This is a genomic window from Chryseobacterium oranimense (assembly GCF_900129755.1).
Classification (GTDB): domain Bacteria; phylum Bacteroidota; class Bacteroidia; order Flavobacteriales; family Weeksellaceae; genus Chryseobacterium; species Chryseobacterium oranimense.
In genome coordinates this window covers 425,647-441,077 of the sequence record NZ_FQWT01000001.1, presented here as the reverse complement: position 1 = coordinate 441,077, position 15,431 = coordinate 425,647, and the positions used below count along the sequence as shown (strand labels likewise).

At 36.8% G+C, this 15,431-nt stretch carries 15 protein-coding genes; 10 read left to right on the top strand and 5 right to left on the bottom strand.

What is annotated here, in order from left to right:
• The first annotated feature begins 19 nt into the window (after positions 1 to 19).
• The 6 genes from BUB03_RS02040 to BUB03_RS02015 all read left to right on the top strand — a co-directional run bounded on the left by BUB03_RS02040 (position 20) and on the right by BUB03_RS02015 (position 6,864).
• Complete coding sequence (locus BUB03_RS02040) at positions 20 to 1,447, top strand: serine hydrolase (protein WP_073059893.1); 1,428 nt, start codon at positions 20 to 22, stop codon at positions 1,445 to 1,447.
• 74 nt (positions 1,448 to 1,521) lie between these two features.
• Entirely contained in the window at positions 1,522 to 5,217 is a 3,696-nt protein-coding gene (locus BUB03_RS02035) for a phosphoribosylformylglycinamidine synthase (RefSeq protein WP_073059891.1), read from the top strand.
• Positions 5,195 to 5,611: a ribonuclease inhibitor gene (locus BUB03_RS02030; RefSeq protein ID WP_042278975.1), complete on the top strand. Its 417-nt coding sequence runs from the start codon at positions 5,195 to 5,197 to the stop codon at positions 5,609 to 5,611. The genes BUB03_RS02035 and BUB03_RS02030 overlap by 23 nt, the downstream gene beginning before the upstream one ends.
• 43 nt (positions 5,612 to 5,654) lie before the next feature.
• The gene (locus BUB03_RS02025; protein ID WP_083538854.1) at positions 5,655 to 6,281 is read left to right on the top strand and encodes an SGNH/GDSL hydrolase family protein; all 627 of its coding nucleotides are present in this window, start codon (positions 5,655 to 5,657) and stop codon (positions 6,279 to 6,281) included.
• A complete protein-coding gene (locus tag BUB03_RS02020; RefSeq protein WP_073059889.1) occupies positions 6,281 to 6,613 on the top strand; it encodes a gamma-glutamylcyclotransferase family protein in 333 nt (110 codons plus the stop codon). Before BUB03_RS02025 ends, BUB03_RS02020 begins: the two co-directional genes overlap by 1 nt.
• A 68-nt stretch (positions 6,614 to 6,681) precedes the next feature.
• Complete coding sequence (locus tag BUB03_RS02015) at positions 6,682 to 6,864, top strand: bacteriocin-like protein (protein ID WP_139258743.1); 183 nt, start codon at positions 6,682 to 6,684, stop codon at positions 6,862 to 6,864.
• Positions 6,865 to 6,894: 30 nt separating this feature from the next.
• Here BUB03_RS02015 and BUB03_RS02010 read toward each other — a convergent pair whose 3' ends face one another.
• On the bottom strand, positions 6,895 to 7,251 hold the full coding sequence (locus BUB03_RS02010) for a diacylglycerol kinase (RefSeq protein WP_073059888.1): 357 nt from the start codon (positions 7,249 to 7,251) through the stop codon (positions 6,895 to 6,897).
• A gap of 243 nt (positions 7,252 to 7,494) precedes the next feature.
• Here BUB03_RS02010 and dnaN point away from each other — a divergent pair, with 243 nt between their 5' ends.
• The 3 genes from dnaN (at position 7,495) to BUB03_RS01995 (ending at position 12,041) form a co-directional block, all read left to right on the top strand.
• The gene (dnaN, locus tag BUB03_RS02005; RefSeq protein ID WP_040994363.1) at positions 7,495 to 8,625 is read left to right on the top strand and encodes a DNA polymerase III subunit beta; all 1,131 of its coding nucleotides are present in this window, start codon (positions 7,495 to 7,497) and stop codon (positions 8,623 to 8,625) included.
• Between the two features lie 300 nt (positions 8,626 to 8,925).
• Positions 8,926 to 11,328 carry a phenylalanine--tRNA ligase subunit beta gene (pheT, locus tag BUB03_RS02000; RefSeq protein ID WP_073059886.1) on the top strand — a complete coding sequence of 801 codons (2,403 nt, stop codon included), beginning with the start codon at positions 8,926 to 8,928 and terminating at the stop codon, positions 11,326 to 11,328.
• Between the two features lie 302 nt (positions 11,329 to 11,630).
• Positions 11,631 to 12,041, top strand: coding sequence for an META domain-containing protein (locus tag BUB03_RS01995; RefSeq protein WP_040994367.1), 411 nt, complete (start codon positions 11,631 to 11,633; stop codon positions 12,039 to 12,041).
• A gap of 47 nt (positions 12,042 to 12,088) precedes the next feature.
• On the opposite strand, the gene BUB03_RS01990 is transcribed toward BUB03_RS01995, so the two are convergent.
• From BUB03_RS01990 to BUB03_RS01975, 4 genes are all read right to left on the bottom strand, one after another.
• Positions 12,089 to 12,328 (bottom strand): hypothetical protein, encoded by a 240-nt coding sequence (locus BUB03_RS01990; protein ID WP_007845674.1) that lies wholly within the window; start codon positions 12,326 to 12,328, stop codon positions 12,089 to 12,091.
• Between the two features lie 51 nt (positions 12,329 to 12,379).
• On the bottom strand, positions 12,380 to 13,270 hold the full coding sequence (locus BUB03_RS01985; protein WP_175547487.1) for a 3-hydroxybutyryl-CoA dehydrogenase: 891 nt from the start codon (positions 13,268 to 13,270) through the stop codon (positions 12,380 to 12,382).
• A gap of 123 nt (positions 13,271 to 13,393) precedes the next feature.
• Positions 13,394 to 14,272: a CGA/CIA family class A beta-lactamase gene (gene bla-A, locus BUB03_RS01980; protein ID WP_040994373.1), complete on the bottom strand. Its 879-nt coding sequence runs from the start codon at positions 14,270 to 14,272 to the stop codon at positions 13,394 to 13,396.
• Between the two features lie 87 nt (positions 14,273 to 14,359).
• A complete protein-coding gene (locus BUB03_RS01975; RefSeq protein WP_073059882.1) occupies positions 14,360 to 14,959 on the bottom strand; it encodes an isochorismatase family protein in 600 nt (199 codons plus the stop codon).
• Positions 14,960 to 15,070: 111 nt separating this feature from the next.
• Here BUB03_RS01975 and BUB03_RS01970 point away from each other — a divergent pair, with 111 nt between their 5' ends.
• Positions 15,071 to 15,403 carry a winged helix-turn-helix transcriptional regulator gene (locus BUB03_RS01970; protein WP_042278980.1) on the top strand — a complete coding sequence of 111 codons (333 nt, stop codon included), beginning with the start codon at positions 15,071 to 15,073 and terminating at the stop codon, positions 15,401 to 15,403.
• The last annotated feature ends 28 nt before the right edge of the window (positions 15,404 to 15,431 follow it).

Genomic DNA, 15,431 nt, shown 5'->3' with positions numbered 1-15,431 from the left:
TTTCAAATAAAGATATTATATGACCATAAAAGGACTTTCAGTTTTTCTACTTCTCTTTCTCTCTGTGAAAACTTTTTCACAAAAACAGAATGATATATATGCCATAATGGATGCCAATGCCCAAAAGCTTGCCCAAAAATCAGGAGCTTACTCAGTATCCGTAGGAATTGTGAAAGACGGGAAAATCTATACAAAGCATTATGGAGAAATAGACAAAGGCAAAGGAAACAAAGCTAATGACAATACCTATTTTGAAATAGCTTCAGTGACCAAACTTTTTACAGGTCAGTTATTGGCAAAAGCTGTTTTAGATGGAAAGATCAGTCTGGAAGACGATATCCGTAAATTTTTAAAAGAAGATTATCCCAATCTGCAATATCAGGGAATACCTGTAAAAATTAAAAACCTGATTTCTTATACAACCGCATTGCCAAGGAGTTTACCTGATGAGGATAAATTATACGAAAATCCAACGGATGAAACGCCCTTTTTAATCAATAAGCTTGAGTCCGGTTATTCCAAAGAACAGTTTTATAAAGATTTAAAAAATGTAAAACTGGATACAATTCCCGGTACAAAATATAAGTACAGTAACTTAAGCCTTGAGCTTACGGGGATTATTTTAGAGAATGTTTACGGAAAAGACGTTGAAACCCTTTATAACGAAAACATTTTTTCCGGTTTAGGAATGAACCATACCAAGTTCACTTTAGATAAAAATGAATATTTGGCTGATGGTTATTATGGAAATGGCAGGCTGATGCCGCATTTCAGCTCCAATTTATGGGGTTCCACTGGTGCAAGAACAAAATCAACTCTAGGGGATCTGATGAAATTCCTGAAAGACGAATTATATTCAAAAAGCAAAGTAGTAAAAGAATCCCAGAAAAATATAGAAAACAGCAAAGAAAACTGGCATGGATACTTCTGGGACGATTATTATATCAGCGAATATGGAAAAGTAGGATTCAAACATGGCGGTGCCTTCGGAACACAAACTTGGTTTACCATATACCCCGAATACAACATAGGTATCTGTATGATCATCAATGTAAGTGTGCCTGGAGGAGGCTATACCCTTCAGAATGCCGCTTCTGAGATTATGGAAGATTTCACTTCTCCATCAGATAAAAAACAGGTTTACGGATACAATTTAAAAGGCGATAAAGTCGTTTTTGAATACATCCATCCAAAAAACCTGGATGCAGGGTTCATCAATAATATTGTGGTTGCAGGTTCATTTAACGGCTGGAATCCCGGGAATAAAGAGTATCAGATGAAAAGAAAAGATAAAAATCATTTTGAACTGGAAATTCCGGCATCCGAATTTGAAAAAGGGAAGACCTACTCCTTTAAATTTGTACTGAATGGAGGTTGGATGATAACTCCTAAAAAAGCTTCCAATACAGACGGAACAGAGGATAATAATCTTACTCTGAAGCTGTAAAAATTAAGAAGAATCAGTATCGATTCTGAAAAGTAAAAAGAAAAATAAATCTAATATTAAAAATCTGACATCTAATGTCTAATAACAAAAGAATTTTCGTAGAAAAAAGAGGAATTTTCGATGTTGAAAGTCCAAAAATTTTTGATGAAGTAAAAGCGGTCGTTCCGTCTATCCAAAACGTAAAAGTATATAATGTTTACGATATTTTCGGGTTAAATGATGGAGAATTCGAAAAAGTAGTCAACAGTACTTTTGTAGATCCCGTTACCGATATTTTGCACACAGAGAATCCTGCAAAAACAATCCATTTCGCGATGGAGTTTTTACCGGGGCAATATGACCAGCGTGCAGATTCCGCACAGCAATGTATCGCATTACTCACCGAAAATGAAAAATCTAAAGTAAGAAGTGGTAAATTGATCGAATTTGAAGGCGTTTCAGAATCTGATCTGGCAAAAATTAAAGACCTTTTGATCAATAAAGTAGAATCTCAGGAAAAAGATTTATCAATTTTAGATATTCCTGCAGAAGAAACACCATCAAAAGTTATTGTTCACGAAAACTTCATCAATTTTGATGATGCTCAGCTTGAAGAATTCTTTAATAAGCACGGTTTTGCATTAGGTTTGGATGATTTGAAATTCATTCAGGAATATTTTAAATCTGAACAGAGAAATCCTACGGAAACCGAACTGAAAGTTCTAGACACGTACTGGAGTGATCATTGTCGTCACACCACTTTTGAAACACAGTTGTCAGATATTCAGTTTGAAGGAGATTTCAAACATACATTGGAAACGATTTTCAATGACTATATCGAAAAAAGAAAATTCTTAGGCCGCGAACTGAAACCTATTTCTTTAATGGATCTTGCCACAGTATGCGCAAGATATTTCCATAAAACAGGTAATTTAGAGAACTTGGTGGTTTCTGATGAAATCAACGCTTGTACCATCCAGATCGAAGCTGAATACGACGGTAAAAAAGAACCGTGGTATTTATTGTTCAAAAATGAAACGCATAATCACCCGACAGAAATTGAACCTTTTGGTGGGGCTTCAACATGTTTGGGAGGAGCCATCAGAGATCCTTTATCCGGAAGATCTTTCGTTTTTCAGGCGATGAGATTAACGGGTGCTGCTGATGTATTGGAATCTGTTGATAAAACTTTACCTGGCAAATTACCACAAAAAACCATTACAAAACAGGCTGCGAACGGATATTCTTCTTACGGTAACCAAATCGGTTTGGCAACTACAATGGTTTCCGAAATCTACGACGAAGGCTACAAAGCAAAAAGAATGGAAGTCGGTTTCGTCGCCGGAGCCGTTCCTGTGGATTGGGTAAGACGTGAAAAGCCTGAAAATGGCGATTCTATCATCATTTTAGGTGGTGCAACAGGTCGTGACGGAGTTGGAGGAGCAAGCGGAAGTTCAAAAGAACAGGACGAAACCTCAATCCATACCATGAGCTCTGAAGTTCAGAAAGGAAATGCGGTTGAAGAAAGAAAAATCCAGAGATTGTTCAGAAATCCTGAAGTAACGAGACTGATAAAAAAATCTAATGACTTCGGTGCAGGAGGTGTTTCTGTCGCAATCGGTGAAATTGCTGATTCCTTAGAAGTGAATCTTGACGTTTTACCATTAAAATACGAAGGTTTAAATGGAACTGAACTAGCCATTTCGGAATCTCAGGAGAGAATGGCAGTTGTGGTTGAACCAAAAGATAAAGAACAGTTTATTAAATTCTGTGAAGCTGAAAACATTGTAGCGGTTGAGGTGGCAAAAGTGACAGATTCAGGAAGAATGCAGATGTTCTGGAAAGGCGATAAAATTGTTGATCTTTCAAGAGCGTTTCTAGATACGAACGGTTGTTCAAAAAGTCAGGAGGTTAAAATTACTCACCTTAATGAAGTAAAAGAAGAAACTCCTGCATTCAACGAAGAGAACTTCCTTAAAATTTTAGGCGATAAAAACGTAGCTTCTCAAAAAGGATTGCTTGAAATGTTCGATTCATCGATCGGTGCAACTACGGTTGCAATGCCTTTAGGTGGGAAATATCAGCAGACTTTGATGGAAGGAAGTGTTCAGACATTGCCGATCATCGGGGCAAAGGATATTGAAACCGTTTCTTTAGCGAGTTGGGGATTTGATGCAGAGATTTCTAAGCAGAATTCTTTGTTGGGAGCTTCTTACGCCGTTGTGGAAAGTGTGGCAAAAATCGTTGCAATGGGTGGCGATTACAAAAATATCAGATTCAGTTTCCAGGAATATTTTGAAAAATTAGGTCAGAATCCTGAAAAATGGGGAAAACCTTTAGCATCTTTATTGGGAGCTTATGATGCTCAGATTAACTTTGGACTAGCTGCAATCGGTGGTAAGGATTCAATGAGTGGAACGTATCAGGATCTGAATGTTCCGCCAACGTTGATTTCTTTCGCTTGTGCTAACGGAGAAAAGAAAAACATTATCTCTCCTGAATTTAAAAATGCAGGAAACAAAATATATTTCTTCAATCATATCGCTCAGGAAAACGGACTTCCGAATTATGATGCTTTGAAAGGAATTTATGAATTCATTTTCGAAAACATCAAAACCGGAAAAATCGTTTCCGTGAAAACGGTGAAAGAAGGAGGAGTGGCAGTTGCTTTGGCAAAAATGAGCTTCGGAAACAGATTAGGTGCTGAAATTACGGTTGCAGAAGATGCTTTATTAGCTAAAAATATCGGAAGCTTAATCATCGAATCTAAAGAAGAATTAAATTCTGCAAATCTTCAGTTAATCGGAAAAGTGGTTACGGATGAAGTTTTAACGATCAACCAACAACCAATAGCGATCAATAAACTTTTAGCAGCCAATACCAATACGTTTGAGAATCTTTTCCCAACGATAGAAAAAGAAAAAATGACGGTTGAAATCGATGAGAAATTAAACTCAATCAACCCGAGAAATATCATCATTAAAAAACACGGAATCGCTCAGCCGAAAGTATTCGCACCGGTTTTCCCTGGAACAAACTGTGAGTACGATACCTTGAACGCTTTCGCAAAAGAAGGAGCTGTAATCAGCAGTTTACCTTTGATCAATATCAACCATCAGTTATTGGATGAAAGTATTGATGCGTGGGTAGAAGAAATTAAGACTTCTCAGATTCTGGCATTCTCAGGAGGTTTCTCTGCAGGTGACGAGCCGGATGGTTCTGCAAAATTCATTGTCAACGTTTTAAAGAACGAAAAAATGAGAAATGCAGTTCATGAATTATTAGACAGAGACGGAATGATTATCGGAATCTGTAACGGTTTCCAGGCGTTGGTTAAATCTGGATTATTACCTTACGGAAGAATCAAGGATCTGGATGAAAATTCCCCTACATTGGCTCACAATGCCATCAGAAGGCACATTTCACAGATGGTGAATGTAAAAGTAGTGAATGATGAATCACCTTGGTTAAAAGGAATGAAAGATCATGTCTTCACCATTCCGATTTCTCATGGTGAAGGTCGTTTTATGGCTTCGGAAGCTGAAATCCAAAAGTTGTATGAAAACGGACAGATTGCAACGCAGTATTTGGATTTAGAAGGAAATATTGCTCACGGAATGCCGTTCAACCCTAATAATTCATTGTTCGGAATTGAAGGTGTTACCAGTCCGGACGGGAAAATTTTCGGTAGAATGGGACACCCGGAACGTTTTGCAGAAGGGTTAATGAAAAACATACCGACCGCAAATTATCACAATATATTCAAAAATGGAGTGGAATACTTCAAATAAAAATAACAGAAAAGTGACCGTCATTAATGGCGGTCACTTTTCAAATCTGGAGGAGTTCTACGATGAGGTTTCTTCAGTGCTGATGAAAGATACTGACTGGAAAGTGGGGACTCTGGATGGCTTCGATGATATTCTGTATGGCGGTTTTGGAGTATTCGGGAACGGAGAAGAATTAGAAATCATCTGGAAAGAATCCCAAAAATCAAAAAAGGAACTCGGTTTTGAAGCAACCCGTGATTTTTACGAAAACAAGATCAGGCAGGGAAAACCTTTCAATATCCAATTGATACAGCAAAAACTGGATGATCTGACTTCAGGAAAAGGGCAGACCCTTTTTGAAATTTTAGTTGAAATTATAGAATCGCATAAAAATATTGTGTTAATTTTGGATTGATTTTAATGCCATTGATTACAATAACAAGCAACGCAATTATTTAATGAAAAAAATGATTTACGGGCTGTTCTTCGGAGACAGCATCACGTATGGAGAATATGACGGAGTATTCGGAGGCTGGGTAGATATTCTTAAAAGATATGCCTTGCAGCAGTTTCATGAAGGAAAGAATGAGCTGATCCTTTTTAACCTTGGAATCGGTGGTGAGACTACAGAAGGGTTATTGAAAAGAATGCCTTATGAACTGGCAGCCAGAAATTCAGCGGAAGGAAATATTATATTTATTGCTTACGGAGCCAATGACCTTGCTAAAAAAGGTGGAGTTCATATGGTAAATCCTGATCAGTTCAGGAGTAACATCAACGAAGCAGTTCATCATGCAAAACAATATGCCCATGATATTTATCTGGTCAACATTCTTCCCGTTTCTCAAAAGATAGATGGAATAGAAAGCGCGGCGGGAAAGTTAAGGACCAATGAAGAAATCCTGGTTTATAACCAGATTCTGAAAGATACTGCTTCTGAGCGCTCCCTGCATTATGTTGATTTTTATACGGCTGTTTTAGAAGACAAAGAAATCCTGCTTTCTGACGATGGTGTACATCCCAACGAAAAAGGCTACGGAATAATGGCTGAAACGGCAATACCCATCATAGAAAAATATTTGTAATGGCTTATCTGTTTTCCTATGGAACCTTGCAGAAAGAACAGGTTCAGATTGAAACATTCGGCAGAATTCTGGAGGGTGAAAAAGACATTCTTACGGGGTATAAACTGGGCAGCGTAGAGATCACAGATCCCGAAGTTTTACGTAAAAGCAATCAGCAGTACCATCCCATTTTAGAATTTTCAGGAAATACTGAAGATGAGGTGGAAGGAATCCTTTTTCAGGTTACAGATCAGGAAATTCTGCAGGCCGATGAATATGAAGTGGAAGATTATAGAAGAATAGAAACGGTTTTCAAGTCAGGGAAATCTGGGTTTATTTATATTGGAAAATAAATTTATCTTAATAAGGTGAAATATTGATTTTATTTGTTAGTTTTATGCTTACAAATTCAAGAAACATTATGAAAAATCTAAAAAAACTAAAAAGACAGGAACTGAAAAACGTAAAAGGAGGAATAGGCCCATCCTTGATCATTTATCCGACAGACGAAAACGGATATTGCAGCACGCCGCCATATATTTCTTACTGTGCAAAATTTGATGGCTGTATGACCTCAGAGTCCTGGGATAAATACTGTTCTTAAAAATATAAGCATTCCTTAGGGAGTGCTTTTTTATTGGAAAATATACTTCCAGTAAACAATTATTCCTGTAATAATTGATGCAATCGTCATCAAAAGGACCGCTCCCGCAGAAATATCCTTAATAAAGCCAATTCTTTTATCAAAATCAGGCTGAATGATATCACATATCCTTTCAATCGCGGTATTGAAAATTTCAGCACTTAAAACGCCTGCTGAAGCCATAAGAATTAATACAGTATCAACTGCTGAAAGTTTAAAATAAAAGATCAGCATCAGATTAATAAAAAAAGCGGCCACCTCGATCTGGAAATTTCTCTCTGTTTTCAGCATCAGGAAAACACCGCGGAAAGCGTTTAAAAAACTTCTGTGAATAGGCGGCTTTTGCATAGCTTATTTTTAGCAAAGATAGGATTTGTATTTTGATGGAAGTGAAATATCGATATCGTGTTTTCACCCGCCAATGAATAAATAAGCATCAGATTTTTAGTTTGGAATGAATAATTCACAGGAAATTCTGGTCATAAATCAAGCCTGAAAACAGCTTAACGATATTTGTTCAAAACTCCTTAAGATTATTTTTTTCATTATAGTTTCTATTTATTATATTTGTAGAAACTTATTTTTAAATCTATGAAATTTATTATTTCAAGTGGTGAACTGCAGAAAGCATTGCAAACTGTAAGTGGCGTAATATCAAGCTCTCAATCGAGACCGATTTTAGAAAACTATCTTTTTGAATTAGACGGAAATAACGTTACCATTACAGCATCTGATGGCGAGACTACTCTTGTTACTTCTCTGGAGGTAAAGTCCGATGATTCGGGTAAATTTGCCGTTCCTGCTAAAATTTTTCAGGATTTTATCAAGACGTATGGTGAACAGCCTTTAACCTTTGTTGTAAAAGATAACGCAGAAGGAACCGGAAGCCAGCTTGAAATTTTAGATGAAAAAGACAACTTTGCTGTAGCATTGGATAATGCCGATGATTACCCCGAGCTGCCGGAGTTTGATGCGTCCCAAAGCGTAACAATGCCTGCCGGAGTTTTATCTGAAGCATTGACGAATACTCTTTTTGCTACCAGTAATGACTCTCTTCGTCCGGTAATGACAGGAGTATTATTCCAGTTCGGAGAGAATGAAACCAATTTTGTTTCTACCGATTCCCACAGACTGGTTGTATATAAAAGAACAGACCTGATGAATGCCGAGCCAATGGAATTCATCATGCCTAAAAAACCTTTGAATATTTTCAAAAATATTCTGGCAAGTTCCAACGAAGATGTTACCATCGACTTTAATGAGAATATGGCCAAATTTACTTTTGGAAAACATGTATGGATCTGTAGACTGATAGATGGGAAATATCCTAATTATACGGCTGTAATTCCAAAAGAAAATCCAAATGTACTGACGATCAACAGAAACCTTCTTTTAGGAGCAATCAAGAGAGCATCGATCATGTCTAACAAATCTACCAACCAGGTTAGATTTAAGCTGTCTGCAAACATTCTTCACCTTCATGCAGAAGATACGGAATATGCAAACAAAGCAGATATGCAGATCCCTTGTGATTATAACGGGGAAGATATCAATATTGGTTTCAGCTCGAAATTCTTAACGGAAATGCTTACGATTTTAGGTTCTGATGATATTACCATGAAAATGTCTCAACCTAACAGGCCTGGAATCATTGAGCCTCTTGACGGTCTTGAAGAAAGTGAAAATATCTTAATGTTATCAATGCCGGTAATCGGATTATAATATTTAAAATACATCAACTATAAGAGACTGAATTTTCAGTCTCTTTTTTATTTATATCATATAAAGGAATTTTAGAAATTTATTTTGACAAAAGCCTAAAAATTCTGAAAATAATGCAATATGTTTGTATGTTTTCATATAAAAAATACATCAAAATAGACCGAAAACGGATAAGAAAGTATTTGTTTTAAAATCCTCCCTAAATTTCTCTATTTCTTAAAAAAACACGACATTTGTACGGGAAAAAACCGTACAGGAAAACCGATACGGAAATTCAATAATTTTTTCAAAATATAGCAAATGAAAATATCAAACAACTGGCTGAAAGACTTTATCAAAACGGAACTGAAAACGGAAAGGATCGGAGAATTCCTTACAGATATAGGTCTTGAAGTAGAGGGGATTGAAAAATTTGAAAGTGTAAAAGGCAGCCTGGAAGGTATTGTAGTAGGAAAGGTACTGACCTGCGAAAAACATCCGAATGCAGACAAACTAAAGAAAACAACAGTTGATGTAGGGAATGGTAAAATATTAAATATCGTTTGCGGAGCTCCCAATGTTGAAGCCGGGCAGACTGTTCCTGTAGCTGTTGTTGGAACTAAAATTTATGATAAAACCGGAAGCTTTTTCGAGATCAAGGAAGCAAAGATCAGAAGTGAGGTTTCTCAGGGGATGATCTGTGCAGAAGATGAGCTTGGCCTTAGCGAAGATCACGGCGGAATTATGGTTTTGGATGAAACCAAATATGAAGTGGGAAAGAATTTTGCAGACTATTTTGAATTGACCAACGATGAAGTGATCGAGATTGGTTTGACTCCCAACAGAACGGATGCCATGTCCCATTACGGCGTTGCCAGAGATCTTCATGCTTTCCTTTCGACCAACCAGCAGAAATCAACGTTTGAAAAAGTATCTTCTGAAGCAGTAAACGGTGAAGGTTCACACAATTTCACTCTGGAAGTGGAAAATGCAGATCTGTGTCCAAGATATATCGGAGCCGTTATCGAAGACGTGAAAATAGCTGAATCTCCGGCATGGTTAAAGGCCAGATTAAAAGCAATCGGTTTAAGCCCAATCAACAATATTGTAGATATTACCAATTATATTCTTCACGGGTACGGACAGCCTCTTCACGCATTTGATGCAGATAAGATTACCGGCAGTAAAGTGAAGGTAGGGACCGTAAAAGAAGGGACTAAATTCACCACCCTGGATGGGGTTGAAAGAACTTTAAACGGTTCTGAAGTAATGATTAAAGATGGAAAAGATAACCCGATGTGTATTGCGGGTGTTTTCGGTGGAGCAGATTCAGGAGTTTCTGATGAAACAAAAACCATATTCCTGGAAAGTGCTTATTTCAACCCGGTAGCGGTAAGAAAAGGAGCCAAATTCCACGGACTGAATACCGATGCTTCCTTCAGATTCGAAAGAGGAGTAGACCCTAATATGACCAGAACTGCCATTACCCATGCCATCAAAATGATTCAGGAGATTGCGGGCGGAAAACTGGCAGGAGATCTGTTGGAAGAATATCCAAAGAAAATTGAGGACAATTATGTAATCATCAGGTTTTCAAGAATCGAACAGATCCTTGGAACAAAAATTCACAGAGAAAAGGTAAAGGAAATCTTAAAATCTCTTGAAATCCAGGTTTTAAATGAAATTCAGAACGGGCTTGAAATATCTGTACCGGCCTACAGAGCCGATGTAACAAGAGAAATCGATGTTATTGAAGAAATCCTGAGAATTTACGGTTACAATAAGATTGATGCTCCGCAGAAAATATCTTTTACACCTGTAAAGCTAAGTGCTAATGATCAGGATGAACTTGAAAACAACTGGGCAAGAACATTGCAGAGCCTTGGCTTTCATGAAGCAATGAATAATTCACTTACTTTCGTAAAGGATGAAACGGATGCTGTAAAACTGCTGAATCCATTGAGCGGAGATCTTGCCTTCATGAGAAAATCTCTGTTGGAAGGGCTTCTTCAGAATGCAGTGTATAATATCAACCGAAAGAATCAGGATATCAAGTTCTTTGAATTCGGAAAGATTTACCATAAAAAAGAAAAATACGAAGAAAGAAAGCAGCTTGCGATCCTTGTTACAGGGAGAGATGTTGCCGAAAACTGGCTACAGCCTAAATCTGCAGTAAGCTTCTATAACCTTAAAGCTTATGTGAAAGTTTTATTGGAAAGACTTGGAGTAGATTATAAAGAGGTTGCTTTAACAGATGAAAGATTCTCTGATGCATTGGCTTATGAAGCAGGCGGTAAAACTTTAGTGAGAATCGGAAAAGTAGCTCCGGTTTTATTAAAGGATTTCGACATAGATCAGGCTTGTTTCTATGCAGAAATCGAATTGGAACTGGCTCAGCAATTACGCTCTGCAACCGTGCTTAAGTTCAGGGATATTCCTAAATTCAATAAAATCAGAAGGGACCTTGCCTTATTGATTGATAAGAATATCAATTATCAGGACCTTTATCAGACCGCGAAAAAGAATAAATCCCCTTTCATCAAAGGGATCAACTTATTCGATGTATATGAAGGAAAGAACCTTCCGGAAGGAAAGAAATCCTATGCAATGAGCTTTGAACTGCTAAATGAGGAGAAAACGCTGGAAGAAAAAGAAATTTCTGAAGTAATGGATTCTCTGATCAAAGCATTCCAGAAAGAATATAACGCAGAATTGAGATCTTAATAAAAAGATAAGAATTATAAAAAAACGGACTTGAAAAAGTCCGTTTTTTTATTTCCAGATTTGAAGATGCTATATATTTATCCAAAATTTTACAGAAAAAATCTGCTTAGTCTACAAGAGAGCAACAAATATTTTACAGAAAAATTCAATAGGATCATGCTTTCCAAATCATTTGATGCTAACTAAAAAATAAAAATAACCCTAAATTCAAAAATTAGAGTTCTTAAAAAAGTAATAAAATCTTCCACAAACCGTTTAAATAATATAATTTCCTTAAATTTGAGTAAATCAAAAAGAAAAAAATGAAAAATCTTTTTTTAAGTATAGGTGCGGCTGCTATCCTGGCGTCGTGCGGAACAATGTCCAGTGCTTCTGCCTCTAAAGTAGGAAAGGCCCAGCCATCATTGGCCAATACAAAATGGACTTTGGCAGATAATGTGAAAGGAAAAGTTCCGACCCTTAATATCGAAGGTGAAAAGATCAATGGAAACGGAGGATGTAACAACTATTTCGGAACGGCTAAAATAGACCCTTCTACAGGTGATTTTTCTGCCGGACAAATGGGATCTACAAAAATGATGTGCAACAATATGAGCGTTGAGCAGAATTTTATGGATATGGTAGGAAAAGCTAATAAATATGTTGTTTCCGGAACAACCTTAGAACTTTACAAAGACAATCTGCTGCTGTTGAAATTCAATAAAGCGGAATAAAATAAAAGGAACTCGATCGAGTTCCTTTTTTTATGTTTAGGTAGTTATTATTCTTCCTCTTCTTCGTCGTACTTAGCCAACTCTTCATCGCACCATTTAAACGCAGCTTCTACCACTTTTGTAGCCTCGTCTGCCATAGTTTCCTCATCGTCACCTTCCAAATCATCCAACCATTCAACTTCTTCTTCCTCTACATTTAAGATAAATCTTGGATATTCTGTATGAACTACGAATAAATCTTCAGGAAATTCCGAATTGTCTGCTAATAAAAACTTTGGTAATTTCATTTTTTTATATTTTAACTTTAATCAAAGATAAATAAAATTATTGACTTAAAATTATTTCAAAAACATTTTTGAAACTTTTTCAGCTTTTTTGCTTTCAGAATAATCATAGAAGCCTTCACCGGACTTCACGCCCAGTTTCCCGGCCATTACCATGTTTACTAGAAGTGGATTCGGAGCATACTTAGGATTTTTGAAACCATCATACATTACATTCAGGATGGCAAGGCAAATATCAAGACCGATAAAATCTGCCAATTGAAGAGGTCCCATCGGATGTGCCATTCCAAGCTTCATTACCGTGTCGATTTCCTCTACTCCGGCCACTCCGTTGTAAAGCGTTTCAATAGACTCATTGATCATTGGCATAAGAATTCTGTTGGCTACGAAACCTGGATAGTCATTTACTTCTACAGGAACTTTTCCCAATGTTTTACTCATCTCATAGATAGCATTAAAAGTCTCCTGAGAAGTGGAATATCCCTTAATGATCTCTACCAGTTTCATGATAGGAACGGGATTCATGAAATGCATACCGATCACCTTATCTGCTCTTTTGGTAGCGGCGGCAATCTTTGTAATAGAAATAGAGGAGGTGTTTGTAGCGAGAATACAGCTGGCAGGTGCCAGTTCGTCCATCTGCCCGAAGATCCTTAGTTTCAGATCCTGATTTTCAGTAGCAGCTTCAACGATAAGGTCTGCATCTCCTGCAGCCTCTTTAAGCTCTGTAAAAGTGCTGATATTTCCTAAGGTTTCAGCTTTCTGTTCTTCCGTAAGGTTTCCCTTTGCAATTATTCTGTCAAGGTTAGTTGTAATTGTTTTCAATCCTCTGTCCAGCGCATCCTGAGATACATCTACCAGATTTACTTTGAATCCGCTTTGTGCAAAAGTATGCGCAATACCATTTCCCATGGTTCCAGCTCCAATAACTACAATGTTTTTGATCATTTTTTTCTTTTATTTTTTATAGATAGTTAAATTTTTAATGGCCTGATCGCTCTGGTTTTCATTAATAGTGATGAAACCATTTTTTAGCAATTTTTCTGCTTTAAAAATAAGCTTAATATTTTACTTATTAAAATCATCCCAGACCGCCTTGGAAATATCGGAAACCATTCTGCAGTTCACTTCATCTGTTTCAGTCGAATTGTTTACAAATACGGCAATTGCGTAATGCTTTCCATCAGGAAGTGTGATGATCCCCATATCATTTTCGGCAACAGTAAGGCCATTGTCATACTTTCCGGAAGAACCGGTTTTGTGAGCTACAGGAGTATTTTTGGGCAGCTGTTCAACAATTTTATTTGTACCCGTTTTGGTTCCTATCATGATCTGCATCAGATAATCGGTAGATTTTTTGGAAAGTAATTTGCCGTCATAGAACTTTTTCAGCAACAATACCGCAGAATTAGGAGTGCTGTAATTTTCGTACTGTGTTTTCCAGTTTTTATGCATGTCATCTTCGTTATGCTTGATCTGGAAACCTTTTACCCCTTTGGAATCCATAAATTTCTGAACGGTTTCTGTTCCTCCGATTAGCCTGAGGAGCATATCGCATCCATTATTGTCACTTAACGCAACCGTATAATCCAATACTTCACCCAAAGAAAGGGAAACATTGGCTTCAGGATATTTTTCGCGTATCGGAGACCATGTATTTTCCAGAATATCCTCTTTTTTGAAAAAAATCTTTTGATCCAGTGAAAGTTTTCCTTGATCTACAAGATCCAGAACGGCACATGCAATATGAAACTTGAAAACGCTTAAAGTAGGAAGCGGCTTATCCCCATTTTTGCTGAATTTGAAATTATTTTCAAAACCCAGAACAGAAACTCCTACCGTAGCTTTTTTACCTTTAGTAATAGAATTTATTTTTTGTTCTAAAGCCGATTTCTGAGCTGCTGCCAGTGAAGAGATCAAAAGAAAGAAGATTCCTATTTTTTTCATAATGTATCAATTAAAAAACTCCCTTTTAAAGTCTAAAAGGGAGCTGCAATTTAAGATAATTTTGTTGTATTTAGTGCTATTGAAATTCTATGATTCAATATATTTTTTAAGAATCTCTTCATACATAATACGTTGAATCCTGCTCCCTTTTTCCGAAGCCCAATCCATTGCTAACTCAGCCATTACCTGATTTGTGCTTGTAAGAATTACACCTGCTTTTTCCATTCTTCTTAATGACGTTTCATCTGCAAGAGTTGTAGGTGAACCACCGGCATCAACTACTACCTGTACTTCGTAACCATCTTCTAAAGCACTCATTGCAGGATAAACGATACATACATCATTAGTAAGACCCGCCATAATAAGACGTTTTTTGCCCGTCTTTTCTACAGCATCTTTGAAAGGCTGATATAGCCATGCATCGACAACTCCGGGTCTTTTTATTCTTTTCAGATAATCTTCAGGAGCAATTTTTTGCAGATCTTCCAGAAGCAATCCCTGGAAATGGTCTTCCTGACTGGAAGTTAATACAAGTGGCATTTGTGTTTCTATTGCTGTACGTGCCAAAGCGCGTGTATTTTTTATGATCTCTTCATGATCAATATTCCGTGCTAATTTAATAGTTCCTACCTGATGGTCAATGAGTAATAGAGCACTGTCTTCTGTGGAAAATCTTTTGTTATTCATAATTTTTAATATTTGTGAAACAAAATTGCATAGAAAAGTTTATTTTTGAAATAAGTTTACTTTTTGTATATTAGTTTACTTTTATATAGTTATTGATTAATAAAGGATCTTATGAAAAATAAAATACAGGTCCAGCCTGTAATGGATGCCTTGGAAATTATCGGAGGGAAATGGAAATTTCCCATTCTTTATAGCCTTTGTGGAGGAAAAAAAAGATTTAAGGACTTATTAGAAGATATAGGTAAGATTACTCCCAAAATGCTAAGCTCTGAACTTAAAAGTTTAGAATGTAACGGTCTTGTTTCGAGAAAAGCAATCGCAACTGTCCCAGTAACTGTTGAATATGAACTTACAGAATATGGAGAAACCCTGGAACCTCTTCTGCGCCATATCCAGGCATGGGGAATAAATCACAGAAAAAAAATTATTGATAGTATAAAGTAAATTAAAAACTCCTTTTTAGCTTATAAAA